Source organism: Pseudomonas sp. LBUM1641 (assembly GCF_059716235.1).
The window spans coordinates 4632663-4658705 of the sequence record NZ_CP166815.1 but is presented as its reverse complement, the minus strand read 5'-3'; the positions used below and the strand labels follow the sequence as shown (position 1 = coordinate 4658705).

Here is a 26043-nt window from a genome sequence, read left to right as displayed (position 1 = left end):
GTGCCCTACTGGATATCTTGACCGAGCGCTTTAGTCACGCAACAGGCGAGCTACTGCGCGACATACGTAGCTCTGTATTTTAGCTGCGCCAGAGAGGAACGAGACCCTCGTCAATCACCCAGTGAGGTTGGCCGGGCTGGATACAGACACCACCGATCCAGCGTTCCTGGCAGGCGTGGTCCGGCCAGTAAGCCTTGCCGTTCAGAACCTGACGACCCAACGCAGTCAACGCCAACAAACGTTGAGGCCACGGTAGTTGAGTCTCGGACTCGATCAACAGTGGATTATCGCCATCAATCAGTGGCCGCATCAGCGCATGGAACATCATGTCCCCCAGGTACGGCAGCGGTTCACGTTTGCCCATCAACTCGGCAAACACCCTGCCAAACGGCACAGGCCCGGCCTCATCCACGTAGTGCAGGGACAGGCGCTCGGTCAGTGACAAGCCGTCCCGCACACCCGGTAACTCCTGCAACTGTCGACGCAACGCCGGGGCCAGGAAGGGCAGGGATGGGTGGTTGCCCCGGGCCAGTTCCGCCAGCTTGACCGGCGAACTCTCGCAGTACGCCAGCCAGGCCTGCCGCGCCAGATTCAGCATGTCCTCATCGACCCGCCGACGCTGTGGCCATAGCCACGCCAACACTTCAGGCGCCAGTTGGCCAATGCCGATAAAACGTTGCACGCCGGGGATACGGTCGACCTCGATCAGCTCGAGCTTTTCAGGCAAACGCTCAAGCCCTGCCAGCGCCCGAATCAGGAACAACTGGTCGTAAGCATCCGCCTCACACCACAACACGCTATGACCGGCGTTGCCCAGTTGCTCAAGATGCTTGTATTCGTCTGCATGCCGGCGGGACACCTCGGCCTCGTCTATCGCGAACACCTGGCTGATATAACGGCTGCGAACGGCCAGGTATTGCTCGGCTGGCACGTCCTGGACCGGGCCCATGCACAGCGGATCGATCAGCATCCGAAAGTGCCCCTTGAACCCCGCCACACCCAGGCTGTGGGCAATGTCATTGCCGCAGCGCCAGTGGGTGGTGCGGGCCTCGTCGCTGGCCTCGAAACCCGGATGGCGGGCGGCAAAATCCACTGCGTCTACGTGCGCTTTGAGTTTGGGCCAACTAGGGAAACCGAGTTCCTTGGCGATCAGCCATTGAGCATCGGATAAGGTGGGCGTAACGGCGGCATCGGCGCTTTTCAGGCGGCGCAACAGCACCTTGGCGCGCTTGCGTTGCTGCTCAAGGTTGATACGGCCATTAGAGGACGATAATGATTGCGACATACGATCTCCTTGCACAAACCTTGTCCGCTTTAAGGTTGGGAGTCGTAGAAATGTGATATTCAGTCAAGGTCTTGGGCGCAGCCCTTTCCGCGGATGGTGGCGTAGATGACGCCAGGCGGGAAATATAGGCAGTGCAATGATTGATTGCAAGCCGCGCGGTGGATAGTGCGGCTGAGTTGAGCAGGAGAGCGAAATGAAAGTTGGTGTGATTTCCGATACCCACGGCTTGCTCCGTGCCGAGGCCCTGGCGGCCCTGGAAGGCTGCGAGCAGATTGTTCACGCCGGGGATATCGGTAGCCCGGAAATTCTTGAGCTGCTGGCCTCGATCGCGCCGTTGCACGTGGTGCGCGGCAACAACGACCTGGACGCCTCCTGGGCAGAGCATCTGGCGGACCGCCTGGATTTCGAGCTGAATGGCTGGCGGGCACTGCTGGTGCATGACATCGCCGATGTGCCGAAGCAACTGGATCCGGGTATCAGGCTGGTGATCACAGGTCACTCTCACAAGCCATTGATCGAGTGGCGCGGCGAGCGGTTGTTTCTCAATCCAGGCAGTGCAGGGCGGCGGCGCTTCAAGTTGCCGGTGACCCTGGCGCTGCTTGAGGTGCAGGAGAAATCGCTCAAGCCGCGGCTGGTGTCGCTTGAGCCCAAGCGCTGAAGCACCTGTGGCGAGGGGGCTTGTTGTGGCGAAGGAGCTTGCTCCCGCTGGGCTGCGAAGCGGCCCCAATAAAGTCACTGCGATACACCTGAAAAAACACCGTTAATTTCTTGGGGCTGCTGCGCAGCCCAGCGGGAGCAAGCTCCCTCGCCACAGGGGGACGTACCCTGTCTTACCATTGCGTCTAAATCAGGAACAAGGATCATCAAGTCCATGAGCGTATTAGTAGAAACCCGGGCGCTCACGCGTATGGACGAGCGCCGTCAGCTTCAACTGCTGCACCCGACGGATTTCCAGTTGCACCGTGCCGACCGCATCTCCATTACCGGCTCATCCGGTTCCGGAAAAAGCGTATTCCTAAGGGCAATTGCCTTGCTCGACGCGCCCACCTCAGGGGAAATCTTCTGGCACGGGCAACCCATTGCCAACGCGCAAATCCCGCAGTACCGCAGCCGTATCAGCTACCTCTCCCAACGCCCGGCACTGATCGAAGGCTCGGTGGAGGACAACCTGCGTTTCCCCTACAGCCTAAAGGCCCTGCACCACCTGAGTTTCGATGCGGATGCGGTCAAGGCACTGCTGGCCCACGCGGGAAAAGAACCTGGCTTCCTGGCAAAAAATGCCGGCGATTTATCCGGCGGTGAGTCCCAGGTGGTTTCGCTGATCCGCACCCTGCAACTCAATCCTGATGTACTGCTGCTGGACGAACCCACCGCCGCCCTCGACCCGGCGTCATCCCGAGACGTCGAGGCGTTGATCAACGCCTGGGCCGAAGCGGATAACGACCACGCCTACATCTGGGTGTCCCATGACCTTGAGCAGGCACAACGCATGAGCACCACCCACCTGCATATGGACGCCGGCGTGCTGACGGGAGCCGTGCAGCCATGAACTATCACGACCTTACGGCACTGGACATGGCCATCGCCGCCTCGCTGATTTTGATCAACGGCGCGCTGTCACTGCTGCTGCGCCTGGGCCTGGAACGTCAGCTGTTCTGGGCCGCCGTGCGCACGGTGGTGCAACTGCTGGCGATTGGTTACCTGCTGGGCTGGGTGTTCGAGTTCGCCTACTGGTACGTGGTGTTGCCGCTGATGTGCCTGATGACCCTGATCGCCGGGCTCTCGGCCGCCGGGCGCGGCAAGCGGACCTACGCCGGCCAGCGGGCCGACAGCATTGTGTCGGTGTGGGGCAGTTCGTGGTTGGTGACGGCCATCGGCTTGTTCGCGATCATCCGGATTCACCCGTGGTACGAGCCGCAGTATGCGATTCCGATCCTCGGCATGATTCTCGGCAATACGCTCACGGGCGTGTCCCTGGGCATTGAGCGCATGACCCAGGAACTGACCTCGGGGCGCAACACCATCGAGATGATCCTGGCCCTGGGTGGCTCACGTTGGGAAGCGGCGCAGGATGCGATTCGCCAGGCGGTCAGGGCGGGGATGATCCCGACGCTGAACCAGATGACGGTGGTGGGGATAGTCAGCTTGCCGGGGATGATGACTGGTCAGGTGCTGGCGGGAGAAAGCCCGGTGGACGCGGTGCGTTATCAGATCGTGATTATGTTTTTGATTGCTGCGGCGTCGGCGCTGGGCACGGTAGGTGCGGTGTTGCTTACCTACCGGCGGTTGTTTTCTCCGGGGCATCGGTTTTTGCGCTACCGGCTTGAAGAGCGGGTGTGACCCTGGAGGGGAAGGTTTTTTGGGGGGATCTACTGTGTACATATCCGTTTCTTCGGTAACGGCCGCCTATGGTTCCGCTCTTACAGCGGCTCACTTTGGAAAAGCCCCAAAGTAAGCAAAGGGCTCTGCCCCGCCTGTCGGCACCTCGCTTAGGCTCGGTGTTCCCTCACTCCGGCATTGCTCCGCGGGCCGCCGCGACGGGCCATCCATGGCCCGGCGCGGCTAAACCGGCGTCCTGCCGGTTTACCCGCTCCGCACTGCCTGCGTTCGGCCTCGGGCTGAATGGGGCAGTCAGATCAAGATCAAAAGCAAGAGCACAGCGGCCTACAGGCCGGCTTGAGTGTGAAAAGCAAAAGCAAAGCTGCTTTTCTGCTTTCTGTAGGAGCGAGCTTGCTCGCGAAAAACCTGAGATCGCCGCGTTCATCCAGAATGCCAACGTCATCGTTAACGACCTTCGCGAGCAAGCCCGCTCCCACATTCGGACCGTGCCCGCTTTAGCTTCTGATTGTGCTTTTGCTTCACCACACTCAAGCCGGCCTGTAGGCCGCTGTGCTGTTGATCTGCTTTTGATCTTGATCTTAGGCGCCCCGTTAAACCACGCTGGCCGAACGCAGGCAGTACGGAGCGGGTAAACCGGCAGGACGCCGGTTTAGCCGCGACGGGGCAGGGACGCCCCGTCGCGGCGGCCCGCTTCGTGCTGCCGGAGCTGAGGGCACACCGAGCCTAGGCGAGGTGCCGAGTGGTGGGGCAAGAGCGTTTTGCTTACTTTTGCGCTGTTCAAAAGTGAGCCGCTGTAAGAGCGGAACCATAAGCAGCCGTTACCCAAATAACGGATATACACCCGGTCCATCTCCACCAACCCACTTCCTCAGCCCTAACAGCTCCGTAGATATCTGTCAGCTCCCACAGCTTCGCCTATCCTTGCGCAAATTAAGACGCTGAAACGCCCCCGTGGAGCGACTGGAACGACTCCTTGCTCCACTCAGGTCAGAGCGTAGACCACCATGGGAGCCGTTCCAGTCCGGTTCAATCACTCACACCGAAATCCAGCAGCACCTTCATCGCCTGGCTCTTGTCCGCCGCCAGTTCAAAGGCCTGGACCGCCTCGCTGAATGGCACGGTGTGGGAGATTACCGGGCGCACATCAATCAGCTGGCGATTCAGCAAATCCACCGCCTGGGCGAACTCCGAATGAAAGCGGAAGGTGCCTCGCAGGTCGATTTCACGGCTCACCAAAAGGTTGAGCGGAAGCGAGACTTCGCCGCCCAGGCCAACGGTCACCAGCACGCTGCGCGGGGCCATGCATTCCAGGCCGTTGCGCAGGGCCTGGGCGCTGCCGGAGACTTCGAACATCACGTCGAAGTAGCCTTTTTCGGCGGTATAGCGCTTCAACGCGTCGGCGTCTTCGGCCAGGTTATGAGTGCGGCTGGCACCCATTTTCTCGGCGCAGGCCAACGGCCCGGCGGCCAGGTCGACGGCGACGATTTCTCCCGCACCCGCTGCCCGCAGGCTGCCGATCAACAGGTTGCCGATGGGGCCGCAGCCGGTCACCAGCACACGCTTGCCGAAGATCGCCCCGGCGCGCTGGATCGCATGCAAACCCACAGACAAGGGTTCGGCCATCGCACCTTCGGCGAGGCTGACGTGATCGGCCAACAGGTGCGCCTGGTGAGTCTCGATCACCAGGGACTGTTGAAACGCGCCTTGCACGTGGGGGAAGGGCATCGCACTGCCGTAAAAGCGCATGTTCAGGCAATGGTTCGGCAGCCCTTGATGGCAATAGCGGCAACCCCCGCAAGGTCGCGAGGGCGAGACCGACAAGCGTTGGCCGACCTTGAACGGGCCGCCCTCACTGCCCACGGCATCGATCACCGCCGACACTTCATGGCCCAGCACCATCGGCTCGCGCAGGCGCACAGTGCCGAAGCCGCCGTGCTGGTAGTAATGCAGGTCCGAGCCGCAAATTCCGCCCCGGGCAATGCGCACCCGTAACTGGTCGGGGCCGAGGGTGTGAGGTTCGGTTTGCGGTTCTACCCGCAGGTCTTTCGAGGCATGGCAGACGATAGCGTGCATGAAATTCTCCGGGTTACAGCGAGGCGGTGATGCCACCGTCCACGTACAGGATATGACCGTTGACGAAACTCGCGGCGTCGCTGGCAAGGAACACCGCAGCGCCCGCCAGTTCGGCGACGTCGCCCCAGCGCCGGCTCGGCGTGCGTTGCACCAGCCAGTCGCTGAACTCGGGGTTGGCCACCAGATTGGCGTTCAGTTCAGTCTTGAAATAGCCAGGGCCGATTCCATTGATCGTCAGCCCGTGTGGGCCCCAATCGATGGCCATGCCTTTGGTGAGCATCTTCAGCGCGCCTTTGCTGGCGGCATACGGGGCGATGCCCGGGCGCCCCAGTTCGCTTTGCACCGAGCAGATATTGATGATGCGCCCGCGCTTGCGCGGGATCATTGCCCGGGCCACGGCCTGGCCGACAAGGAAGGCGCTGTCGAGGTTGGTGCTCATCAACTCGCGCCAGTGGGTTTCGCTGTAATCCTCAAGCGGTCCGCGCCGTTGCATGCCGGCGTTATTCACGAGGATTTCCAGCGGGCCCAGGCGCTCTTCGATATCCGCCACGGCGGCCAGCACCGCCGCGCCGTCGGTGACGTCGAACGCCTGGGTGTGCACCTCCAGTCCTTCCGCCGCCAGCAACGCGGCACTGTCACGCAAGGTGCTGCGGTTGCGCCCGTTGAGCACCACCCGCGCACCGGCCTGGGCCAGGCCACGGGCGATGGCCAGGCCGATGCCGGCGCTGGAGCCGGTGATCAAGGCCAGGCGGCCATCGAGGCGGAAGTTGTCTAAAACGCTTTGCATGGGATAGATCTCCTAAAGCTTCACACCACCAACGACAGCAGCATGATGAACCCCAGGGCGGCGAAGGAGAGCACGGTCTCCATCAGCGTCCAGGTCTTGAATGTTTCGACGACGGTCATGTTGAAGTACTGCTTCACCAGCCAGAAACCTGCGTCGTTTACATGGGACAGCACCAGCGAACCGGCGCCTGTAGCGAGTACCAGCAGTTCCCGGTTGACCCCGGGCATCAAGCCGATCACTGGCGCGACGATCCCGGCGCCGGTGATGGTTGCCACGGTGGCCGAGCCGGTCGCCACGCGAATCACTGCTGCTACCAGCCAGGCCAACAGAATCGGCGAAATCTCGGCGCGCACCGCCATATGCCCGATCACATCACCGACGCCGCTGGCCACCAGCATCTGCTTGAAACCCCCGCCGGCGCCGACGATCAGCACGATGGCGGCAGTGGGCGCGAGGCTCGCGTCCAGCAACTTGCTGAGTTGCTCGCGGGAAAAACCTCGGGCGGCACCAAAGGTATAGAACGCCAGGAGCAAGGCGGCGAGGAGGGCGGTGATCGGGTGGCCGATCAGGTCCATCCACACGCGGAACGTGCTGTCGACGGCGAACGCCACATCGGCGAAGGTCTTGAGCAGCATCAGGAACACCGGCAGCAGGATCGTGGTGACGGTGATGCCGAAACCGGGCAGGTTTTCGCCGGAGGATTCTTTCGCCAACTGCTCCATCAATTCCGGGGACGGGCTGCCCGGCACGTAGCGCGAGATCAGGTTGCCGAACAGCGGCCCGGCGATGATCGCCGTGGGCAGGCCGACTACCAGCCCGTAGAAAATCGTCTTGCCGATATCCGCGCCGAAGATCCCGATGGCCAGCAACGGCCCCGGATGCGGCGGCACCAGGCCGTGCACCACCGACAACCCGGCCAGCAGCGGCATGCCGATCTTGATCAGCGACAGCCCGGTACGCCGGGCCACGATGAACACCAGGGGAATCAGCAGCACAAAGCCGATTTCAAAAAACAGCGGGATGCCCACTAGGAATGCGGAAAACATCATCGCCCAGTGCACCCGCTGTTTGCCGAAAGCGCGGATCAGCGTGCGGGCAATCTGGTCGGCACCGCCGGAGTCCGCCATCAGTTTGCCGAGCATGGTACCCAGGCCGAGGATGATCCCGACAAACCCCAGCACCCCGCCAAACCCGTCCTGGAACGCCTTCATCACCTTGTCCACCGGCATCCCGGAGGTCAGGCCGAGAAAGCCTGCGGCGAGGGTCAGTGCGACAAAGGGGTGAACCTTGAAATGGGTGATCAACAATATCAATCCGATAATCGTGACCAATGCATCGAGCAGCAGATACGTGTCGTTAGCCATGCCGAGCATGGTGCCTCCTTGTTCTCATTGTTATAGGCCAAACCCTGTCATATCGTGTATGACGGGCCTTACTTCACCGCAGCACGGGTTCAGCGTCCAATTTTCATTTGTGATCCAGTGATCAAAAACCGTGATAACCGGAGCCTCCTGATGGAACTCAAGCACCTGCGCGCCTTTGTCGTGCTCGCCCAGGAACTGCATTTCGGCCGGGCGGCGGCGCAGCTGTCGATCGTGCAACCGGCGCTGAGCATGCAGATCAAGCTGCTCGAAAGCGGCCTGGGCGTGCGCCTGCTCGACCGCAATCGGCACTCGGTGACGTTGACCGAAACCGGGCGAGTGTTTTTGCCGGAAGCCCAGGCCACCCTGCACCAGGCCGCCCGCGCCGCCGATGCCGCCCGTGCTTCGAACCGTGGGGAAATCGGCCGAGTGCGCCTGGGATTTGTCTCCTCGGTGTTGCCGGAATTGCTGCCGGGGTTGATTCGCGCGGTGCATCAGCGCTACCCGCGAATTGAACTGGAACTCAAGGACATGCCCGGCCCGGATCAGGCGGCGGCGTTGAAAAACGGCCAGCTGGATTTCGGCCTGATGCGTTTACCGGCGGCCTATCCCGGCGTGCAGACCCGCGCGGTGTTGCAAGAAAGTTTTGTGGTTGCCTTGCCCGCGGATCATCCGTTGGCATCGCAGCAGTCGATACAACCGGCGGATTTGCTCAAGGTCCCGGTGTTTATCCTGGCCCGACGGTATGCCCCGGGGTTCTATGACGAGTTCGTCCAGGCCGTGGGCGTGCCGCTGGAGATTGCCTCTGAACTCGGGGAATTCACCACCATGCTGGCGCTGGTCTCGGCCGGGCTGGGTGTCGGTGTGTTGCCGCTGCAGGCGGCCCGGGCGTTGCCGGCCAACTGCGTGTCCAGGCACCTTGAACTGGGGCCGTTCCGGGCCAGGACCGGCCTGGCCTGGACCGAACTCGACAGCGCGGTGAAAACCACCGTGTTCAACCTGATCGGCGAGTTGTTTGGCGAGTGATTATTTCACCTGGTGAAATGCTCGATTGTAAAAACTGGCTATTCTGCTGCGTGCCGTAGCGGCGGAAGATAGCGCCATCGACACGATCACCGGGTCGAGTCCCTGGCACATCGCGGAGCCTGTCATGATCAAACTGTATCGTTACCCCTTGTCTGGCCATTCCCACCGGGTCGAGCTGATGCTGTCGCTGCTGGGCGTGCCCGCCGAACTGGTGCTGGTGGACCTGAAGCAAGGCGCACATAAAGCCCCTGAGTTCCTCGCTACCCTCAACAGCTTCGGCCAGGTGCCGGTGATCGATGACAACGGTGTGGTGCTGGCGGATTCCAACGCGATCCTGGTGTACCTCGCCGGCAAATATGGCAACACCCAGTGGCTGCCGACCGAGCCTTTGGCGTTGGCCCGTGTGCAGCGTTGGCTTTCGGCGGCTGCGGGCCCGCTGCATACAGGACCGGCCGCTGCGCGATTGGTGACTGTGTTCGGTGCCGCACTGGATGCCGAGGCGACCATCAGCCGTTCCCATGCGTTCCTCAACGTGGTGGAGCAACAGTTGCGACAGGGCCGTTTTCTCACCGGTGACCTGCCGACGATTGCCGATATCGCGCACTACACCTACATCGCCCATGCGCCGGAAGGTAACGTCTCGCTGGACGACTATCCGCAGGTTCGCGCCTGGCTGGGCAGTATCGAGGCGCTGCCGGGTTTTGTCGGTATGCAACGCACCGCCGTGGGACTGGCGAAGGCTTGAAGATTTTGTGGCGAGGGAGCTTGCTCCCGCTGGACCGGGCTGGCGCTCCAGTGCGCAGCGCTCCCAGTATTTTGGGGCCGCTACGCAGCCCAGCGGGAGCAAGCTCCCTCGCCACCACCGCTCCCAAGCCACTGGTTTGGTGGACTACATTCGATTAAGGGGGCTCATGGACCGTTTCCAGGAAATGCAGATTTTCCTCGCAGTCGCCGAAGAACAGGGCTTTGCCGCGGCGGCCCGGCGCCTGAAAATCTCGCCCCCCAGCGTGACCCGCGCGATTGCTGCGATGGAGGCGCGTATCGGCACGCAGTTGCTCTCGCGCACCACCCGCAGCCTGCACCTGAGCGAGGCTGGCCAGCGTTACCTGGACGATTGCCGGCGCATCCTCGCCGAGCTGACCGAGGCCGAAGAGGCGGCGGCCGGCAGCTTCTCGATCCCGTGGGGGCACCTGACGGTCACCGCGCCCGTGTTGTTTGGTGAGTTGTTCGTCGCACCGATCCTGGGGGAGTACCTGGACCAGTTTGCCCAGGTCAGCATCAACGCTTTGCTGGTGGACCGTGTGGTCAATATGACCGACGAAGGCGTCGACGTGGCCGTGCGCATCGGGCATTTGCAGGAAAATGGCCAGCAAGCGATCAAGGTCGGCGAAGTGCGCCGCGTGGTATGCGCAGCACCGGCTTACCTTGAGCGGCACGGTCGGCAACTGCACCCCGGGCAACTGCGGGAGGCGAAGATTGTCACCTCGTCTTCCAGCCAGTTGGTCAGCGAATGGCAGTTCAGGGAGGGCAGCCAGCCATTGAGCGTGGCCGTTGAGCCACGCCTGGTGGTCACCGCCAACAACGCGGCAATCAACCTGGCGCGCCTCGGCTGGGGCGTCACGCGGGTGCTGTCTTATCAGGTAGCCAGCGATGTGCGTGCAGGCGCACTGGAAATCATCCTGCAAGACTTCGAGCCGCCGGCATTACCGATCCAGGTGGTGTTCCAGAACAGCGCCCGGGTGCCGGCGAAAATCAATACCTTCGTGGACTTTCTGGTCAGTCGGCTCGGGCAGGACGCCGCGCTCAACCCCGCGATAAAGCGGCCTGCCTGATGGACCGCTATCGCGACATGCAGATTTTCCAGGCGTTGGCCCGGCAGCCGAGCCTTGCTGCGGCAGCCCGCTGCCTGGGCGTCTCGGGGCCTACAGTGATTCGTGCGATTGACCGGCTGGAGGCGCGCTTGCGGGTGCCATTGGTTCAGCGCAGCACCCGGGGTATTCGCCTCACTGAAGCCGGAGCGACGTTCATGGCGGACTGTTCGCGGATCCTGGACGGCGTGAGCGCCGCCGAAGCGTCTGCCAAGGGCGCGCATGCGCAGGCCGAGGGCAATCTGCGGGTGTTTTTTCCGTTCTTGTTCAGCCGTTATGTGATGGCGCCGCTATTGGCCGACTACCTGGATCTCTATCCCGGGGTCCGGGTGTTTGCCCACTACTACGATCACTATCCGAACCTGAATGAAGACGGTCTGGACGTGGCAATCCTGGTGGGAGAGTTGCCCGGTTCATCCCTGATTGCGCGGCCCGTGGGTCATGTACGCAACATCGTCTGCGCCAGCCCTGGCTATCTGCGTGCCCATGGCGAACCGCTGCAACCCGAAGCGCTCAAGCAGCATCGACTGGTCGCCAGCCAAGCTTATTCGGACTGGGTGCAATGGGATTTCCAGGCCTCCAGCATCAAGGCCCGCGCGCGCCTCGGTTGCACTACCGTGCAGGGCGCGATCAATGCGGCGGTGCAGGGCGCAGGATTGATCCGGTGCTTGAGTTATCCGGTCCACGATTACCTGGAGAGCGGCGAACTGCGTCGGGTATTGCAGGCCCATGAACCGCCGCCGCTGCCGGTGCATGTGGTCTACCGCGAAGGGCGCAACGCTTCGATGCGGGTGCGCAGTTTCGTCGATTTCAGTGTGGCGGCTTTGCGTGAACATCCGGCGTTTCATCCACCGAGGGCTTGATCATGAATTACCAGGACGCGTCCCCCGTCTCGCCATGGCATGCCGGCGAGCGGCAGTTGCAGCAAAGTGCCGGCGTGGCTGAGCGCATGGAGGTGATCGGCGCGAAGGTCATACGGGATCACTTGCCGGAGCAGCATCGGGCTTTTTATGAGTTGTTGCCCTATCTGGTGGTGGGCGCCGTGGATGTTCAGGGGCTTCCCTGGGCCACGCTGTTGGAGGGTTCGCCGGGGTTTGTTCATTCGCCCGATCCTCACAGTTTGCGTATCGACAGCTGGCCAGCGGTGGATGACCCCGCCGCGGCCGGGTTGAAAAAAGGCGCGGCGGTGGGGCTGTTGGGCATTGATCTGAATACGCGGCGGCGCAATCGCATGAACGGCATTATAGGTACCGCCGGCGTCGACGGTTTTGCCGTGGAAGTGGTGCACACCTTTGGCAATTGTCCGAAGTACATCCAGTTGCGTGCAGTGGACCCGGGTGTTCGGGGGCAGCGTTCTGCTGAAGGTGCGGTGCAGAGGGCCAACTCGCTCGATGAGTCTGCCCGGGCGCTGATTCGTAGCGCGGATACGTTCTTCGTCGCCAGTTATGTGGACCTGGAGGGGGATGCGGCCAAGCGTTCGGTGGACGTTTCGCACCGGGGTGGCGACCGTGGGTTTGTGCGGGTGGACGGGGACGTGCTGACGATTCCCGATTTTACCGGCAACTCGTTTTTCAACACCTTGGGCAATTTGCAGCTCAACCCGGTTGCCGGGTTGTTGTTTGTGGATTTTGCCACGGGTGATGTGTTGCAGGTTACCGGGCGGGCCGAGGTGATTCTTGAAGGGCCCGAGGTGATGGCGTTCCAGGGCGCCGAGCGGTTATGGCGGGTGACCGTGGAGCATGTGGTTCGGCGGGAGGCGGCGCTGGCGCTGCGTTGGCAGTTCGAAGCGTTTTCGCCCTACAGTCTGTCATTGGGACCTTGGAGAACCTGAGAGGTGCTGGCGAGCCACTCGTGCGACTGAGTTAAAACTCAATTGCGCGGGAGGCGGTGTTTGGTGCAGGGGAATGACGCAATACTCCGTCGGGATTTTGCCTGCCCAATGAAGGGCTGTCCCGAGGTTTCCCAATGAATGCACCAAGCCGCCTTGCGCTGCTGATCACCGCCACTGCTGCCCTGAGCGCCTGTGGCGAATCCTCCAAACTGCCGTTTCAGGCCGGGGTAGGGCCAAGCCCGCAACTGCCCGAACCCACCGAATCGCTGATCCCGACACTTAAGGTGTCCAAGGCCGTTGGTTGGCCAGGCGATGCCCAACCGACGGCGCCGGAAGGGTTTGCGGTGACGGCGTTGGCCGAGAACCTGGACCATCCACGCTGGGTGTACACCTTGCCCAATGGCGACGTATTGGTCGCCGAGAGTAACCATCCGCCCATGCCTGAAGGCGCCACGGACGGCGGCACCGGCCTGCTCGCTTGGGCGCGTCGTACGGCGATGGGGTTTGTGATGGGGCGGGTGGGTGCCGACACGCCGAGTGCTGATCGGATTACGCTGCTGCGGGACGCTGATGGTGATGGGCATGCCGAGGTGAAGAGTGTGTTTCTCAGTGGGCTGACGTCGGCGTTTGGTATGGCGTTGGTGGGTGATGCCTTGTATATCGGCAATGCCGATGCGGTGGTCAGGGTGCCTTATGTTCAGGGCCAGACTCACATCGATGCTGCGCCGGTGAAGGTTACTGATCTGCCGGCCGGGATCAATCATCATTGGACCAAGAACGTTCTGGCCAATCCTGAGGGCACCAAGCTTTACGTGACGGTGGGGTCCAACAGCAATGTGGGTGAGAACGGGCTTGAAGCCGAGGACGGGCGTGCGGCGATCTGGGAGTTGGATCTTGCCAGTGGGCAGAAGCGTTTGTTCGCCAGTGGGTTGCGCAATCCCAATGGGCTGGCGTGGAAGCCTGGTTCCTCGCAACTGTGGACGGTGGTGAATGAGCGCGATGAGATCGGCAGTGATCTGGTGCCGGATTACCTGACTTCGGTGCGGGAGGGCGCTTTTTACGGTTGGCCGTGGAGTTATTACGGGGCTCATGTTGATACGCGGGTGCAGCCTCCGCGTCCGGACAAGGTTGCCCAGGCTATCGCGCCGGACTATGCCCTGGGGACTCACGTGGCGCCGTTGGGGTTGACCTTTTCGGATGCGCGGGGGATGCCGGCGGGGTTCGCTGATGGGGTGTTTGTGGGGGAGCACGGGTCTTGGAACCGTAACCCGCAGGCGGGGTACAAGGTGGTGTTTGTTCCGTTCCGGGATGGTAAGCCTTCGGGTGTGCCCGTTGACTTTCTGACCGGGTTTTTGAATGGTGACGGAGAAGCCCAGGGCCGCCCGGTCGGCGTAACACTGGACGGGCAGGGTGCTTTGCTGGTGGCGGATGATGTGGGGAACAAGGTATGGCGGGTGGCGCGGTTGAAGCCTTAAGGCGGGGTGCTGATGTTGGGGGCATATCCGTTATTTGGGTGATGGCCGCCTATGGTTCCGCTCTTACAGCGGCTCACTTTTGAACAGCGCAAAAGTAAGCAAAACGCTCTTGCCCCACCACTCGGCACCTCGCTTGGGCTCGGTGTGCCCTCAGCTCCGGCAGCACGAAGCGGGCCGCCGCGACGGGGCGTCCCTGCCCCGTCGCGGCTAAACCGGCGTCCTGCCGGTTTACCCGCTCCGTACTGCCTACGTTCGGCCAGCGTGGTTTAACGGGGCGCCTAAGATCAAGATCAAAAGCAGATCAACAGCACAGCGGCCTACAGGCCGGCTTGAGTGTGGTGAAGCAACAGCAACAGCAACAGCAAAACGAGAAGCGGGCACGGTCCAAATGTGGGAGCGGGCTTGCTCGCGAAGGTCGTTAACGATGACGCGGGCATTCTGGATGAACGCGGCGGTCTCAGGTTTTTCGCGAGCAAGCTCGCTCCTACAGAAAAGCAGCCCTGCTTTCGCTCTGGATCTTGCCTCTGCTTCACCACACTCAAGCCGGCCTGTAGGCCGCTGTGCTCTTGCTTTTGATCTGCTTGTGATCTTGATCTGCGGGCCCCGTCAACCACGATGGCCGCAAGCAGGCACGGTGGAGCGGGTAAATCGGCAGGGAAGCCGATTTAGCCGCGCCGGGCCATGGATGGCCCGTCGCGGCGGCCTGCGGAGCCGGGCCGGAGTGCGGGCATGCCGAGCCTAGGCGAGGCACCGAGTGGTGGGGCAAAGACCTTTTGGTTACTTTTGGGGCGTTTGCCAAAAGTGACCCGCTGTAAGAGCGGAACCATAAGTAGCCGTTACCGAAGAAACGGATATGCCCCCACCCCCAACCCCAGCGGAACCCAAATCCCACCCCCCACCCAACGCCGTATACAAATTCACCTCCGCCACCAACTGCGCCAACCGATCCACAATCAAAGCCTGTTGCGAACTGAACAACGACCGCTGCGCATCCAGAAACACCAGATTACTGTCCACCCCACTGCGATACCGGTGCTGGGCCAGGTCGTAATACTTCTGGTTAGCCCGAACAAAATCCCGCTGCGCCGCCAGTTGCTCGTTATACGTCTGGCGCGCCGCCAACCCGTTCGAGACCTCCTGAAACGCCGTCTGAATCGACTTCTCATACTGCGCGACAAAGATGTTCTTCTGAATCTTCGCGTAATCCAGACTCGCCCTCAGACTCCCCGCATTAAAGATCGGCAGATTGATCTGCGGCTGAAACGCCCAACTCCCCGACCCCCCCTGGAACAATCCCGACAAATCCTTGCTGGAGGTCCCCGCGTTGGCCGTCAGCGTAACCGAAGGAAAAAACGCCGCCCGCGCCGCGCCAATATTGGCGTTGGCCGCCTGCAACTGATATTCGGCCTGAACAATATCCGGCCGCCGTTGCAGCAGGTCCGACGGCAACCCGGCCGGCACGCGCGCCACCAAGTCGTCGGACAGCGGCTGTGCCGGCAAAGAATCCGGCACCGGCCCGCCCACCAGCAACGCCAGGCTGTTGAGGTCCTGGGCCACCTGGCGCTGGTAGCGGGCAATGCTTGCTCGCGTGCTCTCGACGCTGGTCTGGGCCTGGATCACATCGATCGACGTGGCCTTGCCCGCCGTTTTGCTGCGCGACGTCAGGCGCAGGCTGTGCTCGTCCGAGGCCAATGTCTGCTGGGCCAGGGCCAGCAGTTCCTGGTCAGCGCGCCAGGTCAGGTAGGCGTTGGCCACGTTGGCCACCAGGCTCAGTTGCGCACTGCGCCTGGCTTCTTCAGTGGCGAGGTATTGCAGCATCGCCTGCTCACTGAGGCTGCGCACCCGGCCGAAAAAATCCAGCTCATAGGCACTCACGCCCAGCGTTGCGGAGTAGGTGGAGGTGATCGCCGATTTGCCGGTGCCCGTGGCACGCCGTGGGACTTTCTGCCGGTTTTCGGCGCCCGTGGCAGACACCGCCGGGAACAGGTCCGCACGCTGGATGCGGTATTGCGCCTGGAACGCTTCGACATTCAGCGCCGCCACCCGCAGGTCACGGTTATTCACCAGTGCCTGGCCAATCAACTGTCGCATCACCGGGTCACGGAACAACTGTTGCCAGTCAGGCCCGGCGGCCGATGGGCCTACCTTGTCCGCGTTGTACACCGGGTACTGCGTCGGCGTTGGCGCCTTGGGCCGCTGATAGTCCGGGATCAGCGAACACCCGCCAAGCACACACACCACGCCGAGCATCAGTTTTTTCATCACGCGCCAACCATCCATTTGGCCAGGCCATGGCGGCCACTCACGCCCAATTTGGCCGCCGCGCGCTTGAGGTAGGTTTCGATGGAGCTGTTTTTCACGCTGAGTTTCTCGGCCATCTGCGGCACGGTTCCGCCGGTCAACAGTCCCAGGCACACCTCTTGCTCCCGCGCCGATAAGGTGATGTCACTGAGTGACAGGCGTTTGTAGAATTCGCGCTGCAATTGCGACTGCTCCAACAGGGTTTTAGAGGGCTCGGGAGCCACCCGCGGCGCCTGTCGATTGATCTGCGCGTGGCGCTCGATCAAGGGCAGCAAGGTTTCCGAAAGGCTCTTGAGAAACGACAACTCCGCCAGGGAAAAGGCGCGTTGGGTATGGGGCCGATAGAACGAAATCACGCAACGCCGATTGGCCTGGCGCGATACCAGGTTGCACTGATGAGAGGTGCCGCGGATGTGAGTGCTGTTGGCCTTGGCATTCATCTGGATCAACAACGGATCATTCATGCCGAGCATTTTCTTCAGCAGCGGATGATCGTCGCGGTGATGCAGGGTGCGCGGTGGCGGCAAGTCCTGCTTCAACCCATCGCTGCCGAGTAGCTTGATATCGAGCACGCAGGCCTGGTGCTCGTCGAGGGTCCATTCACTGAGGTCCACCAGGTGAACCGGTACCAGCTTGTTGACCAGTTGCAGCATGTTCGCTGCGAAGCGTTCAGTGCCTGTGCTTGAAATCAATTCCCCCAACTCGAAATAAAAATGCGGACTTTCCATATTCCGAATACTGCTGGTCAGACTCATAGCCATCTCATCCTTGATGTCGAAAACCGTCGACGGTTGCCCCCGTTCGTCTGCAGGCCTCCCGTTCTCCTTGAACCTGGGTCGGTGCTCGAGGCTTTATTTAGCCACGGGGATTTGTCCTACGTATGTAGCGGAAACGAGGGACACAACCTGCCATAAAAAGCGCGCCATTATTTCGTCATTTCTGACGGGCAAATAACGCGGGGCTACACAGGGAGGGTGTTTTAGAGTTTGTTAACTAGTTGATATAGAACAATTTTATTTGTCTTTAGGAAAAGCCTCGTCTGCAAGGCAGCGGTCAGGGATAGCCAATTTCCTACACCCATTTAATCGATTCAGCACTGAACCATCAGCCAACCCCGGCGCGGTACCTGGCTGTCCGGGTTTCGGGTGACATACGGCCCTTGGGGGCGATGCTTAAATTCCGTTGATTTCGCCTCAATGGGGCGTTGTGCGCCTTATCGACACCTCACATGAGAAGGATCTTATGACGTATTTCCCTCTGACCGCCGCCCAGCGGGATATCTGGCTGGACCAACTGCGCCTCGGCGATTCGCCGCTGTACAACATCGGCGGTTATGTCGACCTCACAGGCCCGGTGAACCCCGCATTGATCCAGCGCGCCATTGAGCAACTGGTGGCCAAGCACGACGCGTTGCGTACGGTGTTAAAGGTGGCGGACGATGGCTTGCCCCGGCAGGCGTTTGCCGAGTCGATGGTGGTATCGGTGCCCCGGCATGACGTCTCGCGGCAGCCGGACCCCGAGGCGGCGGCCGAGGCCTTGCTGCAGGCGCAAATGGCCCGGGCCTATGGGCTGGTCGACGAGCCGTTGTTCCGCTTCTTCCTGGTCAAGCTCGATGAGCAGCATTACCGCCTCGGCACCCAGGCCCATCACCTGATTCTCGACGGCTGGGGCTTTGGCCAGATGCTGCAATCGCTGGCCGTTATCTACAGCGCCCTGGAGCAGGGACGGCAACCGGACCTGTCGGCACCGTCCTATATAGACTTTATCGACAGCGATGAACGCTATCGCGAGTCGGCCCGTTACGCCCGCGACCGCAGTTACTGGCTGGACAAATACCAGGCGCTGCCCGAGCCGCTGCTGACCCCCCGTTACCATGCCAAGGGTCAGGCACCGAGCAACACCTACGTGGCACCCTTTCCGGCGACGCTGCTCAACCGTATGGCGCGGGTGGCGAACCACTACGAGGCATCGGCGTTCCATGTGCTATTGGCCGCGATGTACCTGTACTTCAGCCGCACCGGCCAGCGCCAGGAATGGGTGGTGGGGCTGCCGATTCTCAACCGTTCCAATGCGCGCTTCCGTTCGACCCTGGGACTGTTCACTCAGGTCAGTGCCGTGCGCTTGCAGTTCAGCGACGACCTGCCGTTCAGCGCGTTAGTGCGTGGCGTACGAGACCAGCTCAAGCAGGATTTCCGGCATCAGCGCTTCCCCCTGAGCGAGATGAACCGCGAGCTGGGTCTGCTGCGCGCCGACCGTGGCCAGCTGTTCGACCTGTCGGTGTCCTATGAACAGGACGACCATGAATTTCGCTACGGCCAGGCATCCGCGCGGGCGATCAAAGTCTCCAACCACCATGAGCCGTTGCCGCTTTCGATTCACCTGCGCAGCAATCGCTACCACGACACGGCGTGCCTGCACTGCGTCTACAACGAGGCGTATTTCCAGCAACACGAGGTGCAGGCCCTGGCGGAACGTCTGGTGTATCTGCTGGAACAGGGCCTGGAAAATACGGCGCTGCCCCTGGCTGATTTTTCATTGATCACGCCGGAGGAAGCCGCGCAGTTGCAACGCTGGAACGCCACGGCCCAAGCGTACCCGGCTGCACAAACCCTGCACGGGCGTATCGAAACCCAGGCCGCGCTGACCCCGCATGCGGTAGCCGCGGTGTACCAGGGCCAGCGACTGACCTACGCCGAGTTGAATCAACGAGCCAATGCATTGGCTCATCAACTGTTGGAGCTTGGGGTAAAGCCTGACGACCGGGTGGCCATCGTCGCCCGGCGTGGCCTGGAAACGCTGGTGGGGTTGCTGGGCATTCTCAAGTCCGGTGGCTGCTATGTGCCGGTGGACCCGGCCCATCCTGCCGAACGCCTGAACTACCTGCTCGATGACAGCGCGCCGGTGGCGGTGCTGACGCAGACGGATTTGCTTGAGCGCTTGCCGGAACTGACCGTGCCGGTGATCAATCTGGATCAAGCCACGGTGCAGTTGGCGAGCAACCCACCCGTGGTGATGACGCCCGCCAACCTCGCTTATGTGATCTACACCTCGGGCTCCACCGGCCTGCCCAAGGGCGTGATGGTGGAACACCACACCGTGGCCAATCTGGTGGACTGGCATTGCCAGGCCTTCGACTTGCACGCGGGTGGCCATACCGCCAGCGTTGCCGGTTTCGGGTTTGACGCCATGGCCTGGGAGGTCTGGCCGGCGCTGTGCGTGGGCGCGACCTTGCGCCTGCCGCCGGCCCACGACGGCGCAGAAGACATCGACGCGCTGCTGGACTGGTGGCGCGCTCAGCCGCTGGACGTGTGCTTCCTGCCCACGCCGGTGGCCGAGTACGCCTTCAGCCAGAACATCGAGCATCCGACCTTGCGCACCTTGCTGATTGGTGGCGACCGCCTGCGCCAGTTCAACAAGGCACGCAGTTTCGCGGTGATCAACAACTACGGTCCCACTGAAGCAACCGTAGTTGCCACCTCTGGCCTGGTTGAGGTCGGGCAGCCTCTGCACATCGGCAAGCCCGTTGCGAACGCCACGGTCTACCTGCTGGATGAGCAGCAGCGGCCGGTGCCCATCGGGATCGCGGGCGAGTTGTACGTCGGTGGTAAAGGTGTGGCGCGCGGCTATTTGAACCGTCCGGAAATGACCGCTGAGCGCTTCCTCGATGATCCCTTCAACCCGGGCCGTATGTACCGCACCGGCGACCTGGCGCGCTGGCTGCCGGACGGCAATCTCGAATACCTGGGGCGCAACGACGACCAGGTAAAAATCCGTGGCGTGCGTATCGAACTGGGTGAAATCGAATCCTCCCTGGCGAGTTATGAGGGGGTCACTGAAGCGGTGGTCCTGGTGCGTGAGGGGCAGCTATTGGCCTGGTTCACCGAGCACGCGCCGGTGACGATTGACCTGCTTCGTACCCATCTCAGATCACGCTTGCCGGATTACATGGTGCCGCAGGCCTACGTAAAACTGGACGTGTTGCCCCTGACCGCCAACGGCAAACTCGACCGCAAGGCCTTGCCGGCGCCCGGTGCCAATGCGTTTGTCAGCCGAATCTACGAAGCTCCCCAAGGCACCACGGAAATCACCCTGGCGCAGATCTGGGCCGAGGTGCTGCATGTCGAGCAGGTGGGGCGGCATGACCATTTCTTTGAGTTGGGCGGCCATTCGTTGTTGGCGGTGCAGCTGGTGCAGCGCATGCGCCAAGCCGGGTTGCAGGCGGATGTGCAGGTGCTGTTCGGCCAGCCGACATTGGCCGCGCTGGCGGCAGCGGTCGGCCAGGGCACCGAGCTTGAGGTGCCGGCCAACCGCGTTCCTGCAGATTGCACATTGATTACCCCGGACCTGCTGGTACTGGCCGAGCTGGACCCGCCGACGATCGAGCGCATTGTCGCCGCGATCCCCGGCGGCGGCGCCAATGTGCAGGAGATCTATCCGCTGGCACCGTTGCAGGAGGGCTTGCTCTATCACCACATCACCGACGAGCGTGATCCGTACCAGCAACACGCGATGTTCAGCTTTGCTTGCCGTGAACAGCTCGATGCCTTCGCCCAGGCGCTGCAACAGGTGATCGACCGTCATGACATCCTGCGTACCAGCCTGGCGTGGGATGCCATCGAGCAACCGATGCAAGTGGTGTGGCGCAAGGCGCTTCTGGACGTGGAGCCGTTGGTCCTCCAGGGGGATTCAATCCTCCAACAACTGCGCGAACGCCAGCGCCCACTGAACCTGCGCAAGGCGCCGCTGATGGCCCTGGATTACGCCGAAGACCCGCAGAACCGCCGTTGGGTGGGCATGCTGCGTTTCCATCATCTGGTGAACGACGCCACATCGACGCAAGTACTGATGGCAGAAATCCAGGCACATCTGCTCGGCCAGCAACACCAACTGCCGGAGCCGGTGCCCTATCGCAACGTGGTCGCCCAGACCCGTTCACCGGCACGCCAGGCCGCGCACGAAGCGTTCTTTCGCGAGCGACTGGCGGATGTCGACGAGCCGACCCTGGCCTTCGGCTTGCAGGAGCGCCAGGCGGATCGCCAAGCGACCGAGGAAGCTGATGTGCTGCTCCCCGACGCACTCGGCCAGCGGCTGCGGGAGCAGGCGCGCACCTTGGGTGTCAGTGCGGCGAGCCTGTTTCACTTGGCGTGGGCCCAGGTGCTGGGGCGCGTCTCGGGCCGTGACGATGTGGTCTTCGGCACGGTGCTGCTGGGACGTTTGCAAGCAGGTGAGGGCGCCGACCGTGCCTTGGGCATGTTCATCAATACCTTGCCGCTGCGGGTTCGCCTGGCCGGGTTGACGGTGCGTGAGGCGATCAAGGACACGCAGCAGCAACTCAGCGCCTTGCTCGCCCATGAGCAAGCCTCGCTGGCGTTGGCCCAGCGTTGCAGCGGCGTCACGCCGTTGTTCAATAGCCTGCTGAATTACCGACATGTCTCGGCCGAGGAACTCCAGGCGCTGCAGGCCGGCATCGAATTGCTCAGCAGCGAAGACATCCTCAGCTACCCGCTGATGCTCACGGTGGACGACCTGCCCAGCGGTTTCCGGCTCAAGGCCAAGGCGCCCCGCAAGGTCGGTGCCCAGCGCCTGCTGGACTACCTCGGCACGGTGCTCGCGGGATTGATGGAGACCCCAGAAGCGCGGCTATTCGACGTGGAGGTGTTGCCCGCGACCGAACTGCAACAGCAGCTGGTGGACTTCAACGCCAGCGAAACCGACTACCCCGTGGACCTGACCGTTCACGCCCTGTTCGAAGCCCATGCCCGGCAAACACCCCACGCGGTGGCGGTGCAGGCCGGTGAGCAACAGCTGACTTATCGCCAACTCAACGAGCGCGCCAACCGCCTGGCCTATCACCTGCGCGAGCGCGGGGTGCAGCCGGATTCGCGGGTGGCGCTGTGTGTCGAGCGCGGGTTGGACCTGGTGGTGGGTTTGCTGGCGATCCTCAAGGCAGGCGGCGCCTATGTGCCGCTGGACCCGGGCTACCCCCGCGAGCGTCTCGCCTACATGCTGCAAGACAGCGCGCCAGTGGCCTTGCTGGTACACGGCGCGACCCGCGATTTGCCGGGGGAGGTGTCGATACCGGTGATCGATTTCGACCACTGCGCCTGGCAGCACGCGCCCGAAGGCAATCCGCTGGTGCCGGGCTTGAGCGTCGGCAACCTGGCGTACGTGATGTACACCTCCGGCTCCACCGGCACGCCCAAGGGCGTGATGATCGAGCATCGCGGCTTGGGTAACTTGATGCACTGGGGCTCGCAACTGTGCCCGAATGCCGAGGGTGGCGCGTTGTTACAGCGGGCGCCGTTCAGTTTTGACGGTTCGGTGTGGGAGCTGTTCTGGCCGTTGACCAACGGCATGCGCCTGGTCCTGGCACGGCCCGATGGCCACCGTGAACCGGCGTACCTGGCGCAGGTGATTCGTGAGCAACAGATCAGCGTGATCAAGTTTGTGCCGGCGATGTTGCAGCAGTTTCTGGAGCTGGAAGAGTACGCTCACTGCACCAGTCTTACCGACGTCTTATGCGGCGGCGGCGAGTTGACCGAGGCCTTGGCTCGTGGGGTTCAGGCGCGGTTGCCCGGGGTGCGTTTGCACAACGTTTACGGGCCGACCGAGGCGACGGTGGACAGCAGCGCCTGGACCCTGGAGCCGGGCGCGCCGGTGCCTGGGTTGCAGTTGCCGATTGGGCGGGCGATCAGCAATACCCGGTTGTATGTGCTGGACGAGCATGACCGCCCGGTGCCGCTGGGGTGCAGTGGGCAGTTGCACATTGGCGGGGTGGGCGTGGCCCGGGGGTATTTGGGGTTGGCGCAGATGACTGCCGAGCGGTTTATCGATAGCCCGTTTGTGGTGGGGGATCGGTTGTATCGAACCGGGGATCTGGTGCGGTATTTGCCGGATGGGAATCTGGAGTTTTTGGGGCGTAATGACTTTCAGGTGAAGCTGCGCGGGGTGCGGCTGGAGCTGGGGGAGGTTGAGGCGCGGTTGGGTGCGCATCCTGCGTTGCGCGAGGTGGCGGTGTTGATTCGGGATGAGCGGTTGGTGGCGTATTTCACCGTGCGTGATGGGGCGCCGAGTTTAGAGGCGTTGCGCAGTTACATGGTGGAGGGGTTGCCTGAGTACATGGTGCCTTCGGCGTTTGTGCGGGTGGAGGTGTGGCCGCTTAACCCGGCGGGGAAGCTGGATCGCAAGGGGCTGCCGGAGCCTGGGGTGGAGGCGGTTTTGAGTCGTGCCTATGAACCGCCTCGGGGGGAGGTGGAGACGGTGATTGCTGGGGTTTGGGCGGAGGTGTTGAAGCTGGATCGAGTAGGGCGCCAGGATCACTTTTTTGAGTTGGGGGGGCATTCGTTGTTGGCCGTGGGGGTGGTGGCGCGGATGCGTAAGGCGGGGTTGGAGGTGGATGCTCGTTCGTTGTTCAGTCAGCCGACGGTGGTGGGGTTGGCGGGGGTAGTTGGGAGGAGGGTGGAGCGGGTGGAGGTGGCGCCTGCGGTGGGGATTCCGGAGCTTGGTCGTAGGCGGAGGATTTGAGGGGTGGTGTTGGGTACATATCCGTTATTTAGGTAACGGCTGCCTAGGGACTGTCAGTTTTTTTGTGTGCGGGCCGGTAACGGCCTGCCGTCAGGCAGGCCGTGCTTTTACCAGGTTGGCCTGATAAATCGATCTCCGTACAGAATCGCAAATTGATTCATCGCACTTTTCCAGTCATGGGCCGCCGAGCCCCAGTTTGCAGTGATATTTCGCAGCCCGAGCCAGATCAGTTTGGTTGCCGCATCGTCGGTCGGGAAGTGGCCGCGAGTCTTGATGATCTTTCGTAGCTGAGCGTTGATGCTCTCGATGGCGTTGGTGGTGTAGATCACTTTTCGGATTGCTGGCGGGAAGACGAAAAATGGAATGACTCGATCCCAGGCCCTTCGCCAAGCAGCCACTACCGTCGGGTATTGCTTGCCCCAGGGCCCGGTTTCAAACGCGTCCAGCGCCTGTTCAGCCGCTTCGGCGGTGACCGCCTGGTAGATCGGCTTGAGCGCCTTGGCCAGTTCGCGACGCTTATCCCACGCTGCGTAATCAAGGCTGTTACGGATCAGATGAACAATGCAGGTTTGCAGTGTCGTCGCTGGAAAGACAGCGCCAAGGGCTTCTGGCATGCCTTTGAGTCCATCTGTCACGGCGATCAGTACATCTTCAATACCGCGTGTTTTGAGGTCGTTGAACACCTTCATCCAGAACTTGGCGCCCTCGGTATTTTCGATCCAAATGCCGAGAATATCCCGTGTGCCGTCAGGCAGAACACCCAGTGCCAAGTAGATCGCCTTATTACGCACCAGTCCTTCTTCGCGGATTTTGACCCGCAGGGCATCGAAGAAAATAACCGGATACATCGGCTCCAAGGGCCTCTGTTGCCATGCGCCGATCTCAGCCATGACCTCGTCGGTCACCGAGCTGATGAAATCAGGCGAAACGTCCGTACCGTACTGCTCGGAGAGAAACGCGCGGATCTCTCTGACCGTCATGCCGCGGGCGTACATAGCGATGATCTTGTCATCGAAACCGGTGTAACGGCGTTCGTGCTTGGGGATCAGAATGGGCGAAAAACTGCCGTCCCGGTCACGCGGAATATCCAGCCGGAGCGGCCCATCGCCCGTGAGAACCGTCTTGCCGCTTTTGCCATTACGCTGGTTGGTTTCATCCTCTGGGCGCTGCGCGCCCGGCGGATAGCCCAGGTGATGGCCGAGCTCGGCATTCAAGGCTCGCTCGATCAGAGCCTTCTTGAAAGCCGCTGAGGCGTCTTCGATGGCCTCGGCGGTCATCATGCCGTCAGCGAACTGCTCGAGCAGCTCTTTCGGGATTTTTGGTAGTTCACGCAGCGGTGGTTTCTTTTTGGTTGGCATACATGCACCTCTTGCTCATGGTATGCCCGAACACAAAATTTCTGACACCCCCGCTGCCTATGGTTCCGCTCTTACAGCGGGTCACTTTTGAAAAGCGCAAAAGTAACCAAAACGCTCTGCCCCGCCTGTCGGCGCCTCGCCTAGGCTCGGCGTACCCTCACTCCGGCATTGCTCCGCGGGCCGCCGCGACGGGCCATCCATGGCCCGGCGCGGCTAAACCGGCGTCCTGCCGGTTTACCCGCTCCTCAATACCTGCGTTCGGCCTCGGGCTGAATGGGGCAGTCAGATCAAAATCAAAAGCAAAAGCACAGCGGCCTACAGGCCGGCTTGAGTGTGGTGAAGCAGAGGCAAGATCCAGAGCGAAAGCAGGGCTGCTTTTCTGTAGGAGCGAGCTTGCTCGCGAAAAACCTGAGAACGCCGCGTTGAACCAGAATGCCCACGTCATCGTTAACGACCTTCGCGAGCAAGCCCGCTCCCACATTTGGACCGTGCCCGCTTTAGCTTCTGATTTTGCTGTTGCTGTTGCTTCACTACACTCAAGCCGGCCGGTAGGCCGCTGTGCTGTTGATCTGCTTTTGATTTTGATCTTAGGCGCCCCGTTAAACCACGCTGGCCGAACGCAGGCAGTACGGAGCGGGTAAACCGGCAGGACGCCGGTTTAGCCGCGACGGGGCAGGGACGCCCCGTCGCGGCGGCCCGCTTCGTGCTGCCGGAGCTGAGGGCACACCGAGCATTAGCGAGGTGCCGAGTGGTGGGGCAAGAGCGTTTTGCTTACTTTTGCGCTGTTCAAAAGTGAGCCGCTGTAAGAGCGGAA

At 61.9% G+C, this 26043-nt stretch carries 17 protein-coding genes; 10 read left to right on the top strand and 7 right to left on the bottom strand.

Annotation, left to right across the window (positions count from 1 at the left end; genetic code table 11):
• Positions 1-79: 79 nt before the first annotated feature.
• Positions 80-1285: a DUF1835 domain-containing protein gene (locus ACA046_RS21420; protein ID WP_497674919.1), complete on the bottom strand. Its 1206-nt coding sequence runs from the start codon at positions 1283-1285 to the stop codon at positions 80-82.
• 193 nt (positions 1286-1478) lie between these two features.
• On the opposite strand from ACA046_RS21420, the gene ACA046_RS21415 reads away from it, so the two are divergent.
• From ACA046_RS21415 to ACA046_RS21405, 3 genes are all read left to right on the top strand, one after another.
• Entirely contained in the window at positions 1479-1943 is a 465-nt protein-coding gene (locus ACA046_RS21415; protein ID WP_459022251.1) for a metallophosphoesterase family protein, read from the top strand.
• Positions 1944-2156: 213 nt separating this feature from the next.
• On the top strand, positions 2157-2834 hold the full coding sequence (locus tag ACA046_RS21410; RefSeq protein ID WP_497674918.1) for an ABC transporter ATP-binding protein: 678 nt from the start codon (positions 2157-2159) through the stop codon (positions 2832-2834).
• On the top strand, positions 2831-3625 hold the full coding sequence (locus ACA046_RS21405) for an ABC transporter permease (RefSeq protein WP_076014132.1): 795 nt from the start codon (positions 2831-2833) through the stop codon (positions 3623-3625). Before ACA046_RS21410 ends, ACA046_RS21405 begins: the two co-directional genes overlap by 4 nt.
• A gap of 1026 nt (positions 3626-4651) precedes the next feature.
• On the opposite strand, the gene ACA046_RS21400 is transcribed toward ACA046_RS21405, so the two are convergent.
• Genes ACA046_RS21400 through ACA046_RS21390 form a run of 3 tightly spaced genes read right to left on the bottom strand, consistent with a single transcriptional unit; the run spans position 4652 to position 7858 of the window.
• Positions 4652-5698: an L-idonate 5-dehydrogenase gene (locus tag ACA046_RS21400; protein ID WP_459022247.1), complete on the bottom strand. Its 1047-nt coding sequence runs from the start codon at positions 5696-5698 to the stop codon at positions 4652-4654.
• Positions 5699-5711: 13 nt separating this feature from the next.
• On the bottom strand, positions 5712-6485 hold the full coding sequence (locus ACA046_RS21395; RefSeq protein WP_497674917.1) for a glucose 1-dehydrogenase: 774 nt from the start codon (positions 6483-6485) through the stop codon (positions 5712-5714).
• 20 nt (positions 6486-6505) lie between these two features.
• Positions 6506-7858 (bottom strand): GntP family permease, encoded by a 1353-nt coding sequence (locus tag ACA046_RS21390; protein ID WP_459022243.1) that lies wholly within the window; start codon positions 7856-7858, stop codon positions 6506-6508.
• Positions 7859-7999: 141 nt separating this feature from the next.
• Between ACA046_RS21390 and ACA046_RS21385 the strand changes: the two genes are divergently transcribed.
• The 6 genes from ACA046_RS21385 (at position 8000) to ACA046_RS21360 (ending at position 14046) form a co-directional block, all read left to right on the top strand.
• A complete protein-coding gene (locus ACA046_RS21385; protein ID WP_497674916.1) occupies positions 8000-8872 on the top strand; it encodes a LysR family transcriptional regulator in 873 nt (290 codons plus the stop codon).
• Positions 8873-8996: 124 nt separating this feature from the next.
• Positions 8997-9617 (top strand): glutathione S-transferase family protein, encoded by a 621-nt coding sequence (locus ACA046_RS21380; RefSeq protein WP_497674915.1) that lies wholly within the window; start codon positions 8997-8999, stop codon positions 9615-9617.
• Between the two features lie 166 nt (positions 9618-9783).
• Positions 9784-10704, top strand: coding sequence for a LysR family transcriptional regulator (locus ACA046_RS21375; protein WP_497674914.1), 921 nt, complete (start codon positions 9784-9786; stop codon positions 10702-10704).
• On the top strand, positions 10704-11603 hold the full coding sequence (locus ACA046_RS21370) for a LysR family transcriptional regulator (protein WP_497674913.1): 900 nt from the start codon (positions 10704-10706) through the stop codon (positions 11601-11603). The genes ACA046_RS21375 and ACA046_RS21370 overlap by 1 nt, the downstream gene beginning before the upstream one ends.
• 2 nt (positions 11604-11605) lie before the next feature.
• Positions 11606-12571: a flavin-nucleotide-binding protein gene (locus tag ACA046_RS21365; protein ID WP_497674912.1), complete on the top strand. Its 966-nt coding sequence runs from the start codon at positions 11606-11608 to the stop codon at positions 12569-12571.
• Positions 12572-12705: 134 nt separating this feature from the next.
• Entirely contained in the window at positions 12706-14046 is a 1341-nt protein-coding gene (locus ACA046_RS21360; RefSeq protein WP_497674911.1) for a PQQ-dependent sugar dehydrogenase, read from the top strand.
• A gap of 777 nt (positions 14047-14823) precedes the next feature.
• Here the strand turns inward: ACA046_RS21360 and ACA046_RS21355 are convergent.
• Both ACA046_RS21355 and ACA046_RS21350 read right to left on the bottom strand, forming a co-directional pair.
• Positions 14824-16308 (bottom strand): efflux transporter outer membrane subunit, encoded by a 1485-nt coding sequence (locus ACA046_RS21355; protein ID WP_497674910.1) that lies wholly within the window; start codon positions 16306-16308, stop codon positions 14824-14826.
• A complete protein-coding gene (locus tag ACA046_RS21350; RefSeq protein WP_497674909.1) occupies positions 16308-17102 on the bottom strand; it encodes a helix-turn-helix transcriptional regulator in 795 nt (264 codons plus the stop codon). Before ACA046_RS21350 ends, ACA046_RS21355 begins: the two co-directional genes overlap by 1 nt.
• Before the next feature lie 487 nt (positions 17103-17589).
• Here ACA046_RS21350 and ACA046_RS21345 point away from each other — a divergent pair, with 487 nt between their 5' ends.
• Positions 17590-23871 (top strand): amino acid adenylation domain-containing protein, encoded by a 6282-nt coding sequence (locus tag ACA046_RS21345; RefSeq protein ID WP_497674908.1) that lies wholly within the window; start codon positions 17590-17592, stop codon positions 23869-23871.
• A gap of 107 nt (positions 23872-23978) precedes the next feature.
• On the opposite strand, the gene ACA046_RS21340 is transcribed toward ACA046_RS21345, so the two are convergent.
• The gene (locus tag ACA046_RS21340; RefSeq protein ID WP_497674398.1) at positions 23979-25229 is read right to left on the bottom strand and encodes an IS256 family transposase; all 1251 of its coding nucleotides are present in this window, start codon (positions 25227-25229) and stop codon (positions 23979-23981) included.
• Positions 25230-26043 lie beyond the last annotated feature (814 nt).

Bases quoted from the DNA above. Each gene is read 5' to 3' on its own strand.
- ACA046_RS21385 (WP_497674916.1), top strand. From the start codon at position 8,000: ATGGAACTCAAGCACCTGCGCGCCTTTGTCGTGCTCGCCCAGGAACTG.
- ACA046_RS21410 (WP_497674918.1), top strand. From the start codon at position 2,157: ATGAGCGTATTAGTAGAAACCCGGGCGCTCACGCGTATGGACGAGCGC.
- ACA046_RS21375 (WP_497674914.1), top strand. From the start codon at position 9,784: ATGGACCGTTTCCAGGAAATGCAGATTTTCCTCGCAGTCGCCGAAGAA.
- ACA046_RS21370 (WP_497674913.1), top strand. From the start codon at position 10,704: ATGGACCGCTATCGCGACATGCAGATTTTCCAGGCGTTGGCCCGGCAG.
- ACA046_RS21395 (WP_497674917.1), bottom strand. From the start codon at position 6,485: ATGCAAAGCGTTTTAGACAACTTCCGCCTCGATGGCCGCCTGGCCTTG.
- ACA046_RS21380 (WP_497674915.1), top strand. From the start codon at position 8,997: ATGATCAAACTGTATCGTTACCCCTTGTCTGGCCATTCCCACCGGGTC.
- ACA046_RS21405 (WP_076014132.1), top strand. From the start codon at position 2,831: ATGAACTATCACGACCTTACGGCACTGGACATGGCCATCGCCGCCTCG.
- ACA046_RS21355 (WP_497674910.1), bottom strand. From the start codon at position 16,308: ATGAAAAAACTGATGCTCGGCGTGGTGTGTGTGCTTGGCGGGTGTTCG.
- ACA046_RS21360 (WP_497674911.1), top strand. From the start codon at position 12,706: ATGAATGCACCAAGCCGCCTTGCGCTGCTGATCACCGCCACTGCTGCC.
- ACA046_RS21420 (WP_497674919.1), bottom strand. From the start codon at position 1,285: ATGTCGCAATCATTATCGTCCTCTAATGGCCGTATCAACCTTGAGCAG.
- ACA046_RS21350 (WP_497674909.1), bottom strand. From the start codon at position 17,102: ATGAGTCTGACCAGCAGTATTCGGAATATGGAAAGTCCGCATTTTTAT.
- ACA046_RS21340 (WP_497674398.1), bottom strand. From the start codon at position 25,229: ATGCCAACCAAAAAGAAACCACCGCTGCGTGAACTACCAAAAATCCCG.
- ACA046_RS21400 (WP_459022247.1), bottom strand. From the start codon at position 5,698: ATGCACGCTATCGTCTGCCATGCCTCGAAAGACCTGCGGGTAGAACCG.
- ACA046_RS21345 (WP_497674908.1), top strand. From the start codon at position 17,590: ATGACGTATTTCCCTCTGACCGCCGCCCAGCGGGATATCTGGCTGGAC.
- ACA046_RS21390 (WP_459022243.1), bottom strand. From the start codon at position 7,858: ATGCTCGGCATGGCTAACGACACGTATCTGCTGCTCGATGCATTGGTC.
- ACA046_RS21365 (WP_497674912.1), top strand. From the start codon at position 11,606: ATGAATTACCAGGACGCGTCCCCCGTCTCGCCATGGCATGCCGGCGAG.
- ACA046_RS21415 (WP_459022251.1), top strand. From the start codon at position 1,479: ATGAAAGTTGGTGTGATTTCCGATACCCACGGCTTGCTCCGTGCCGAG.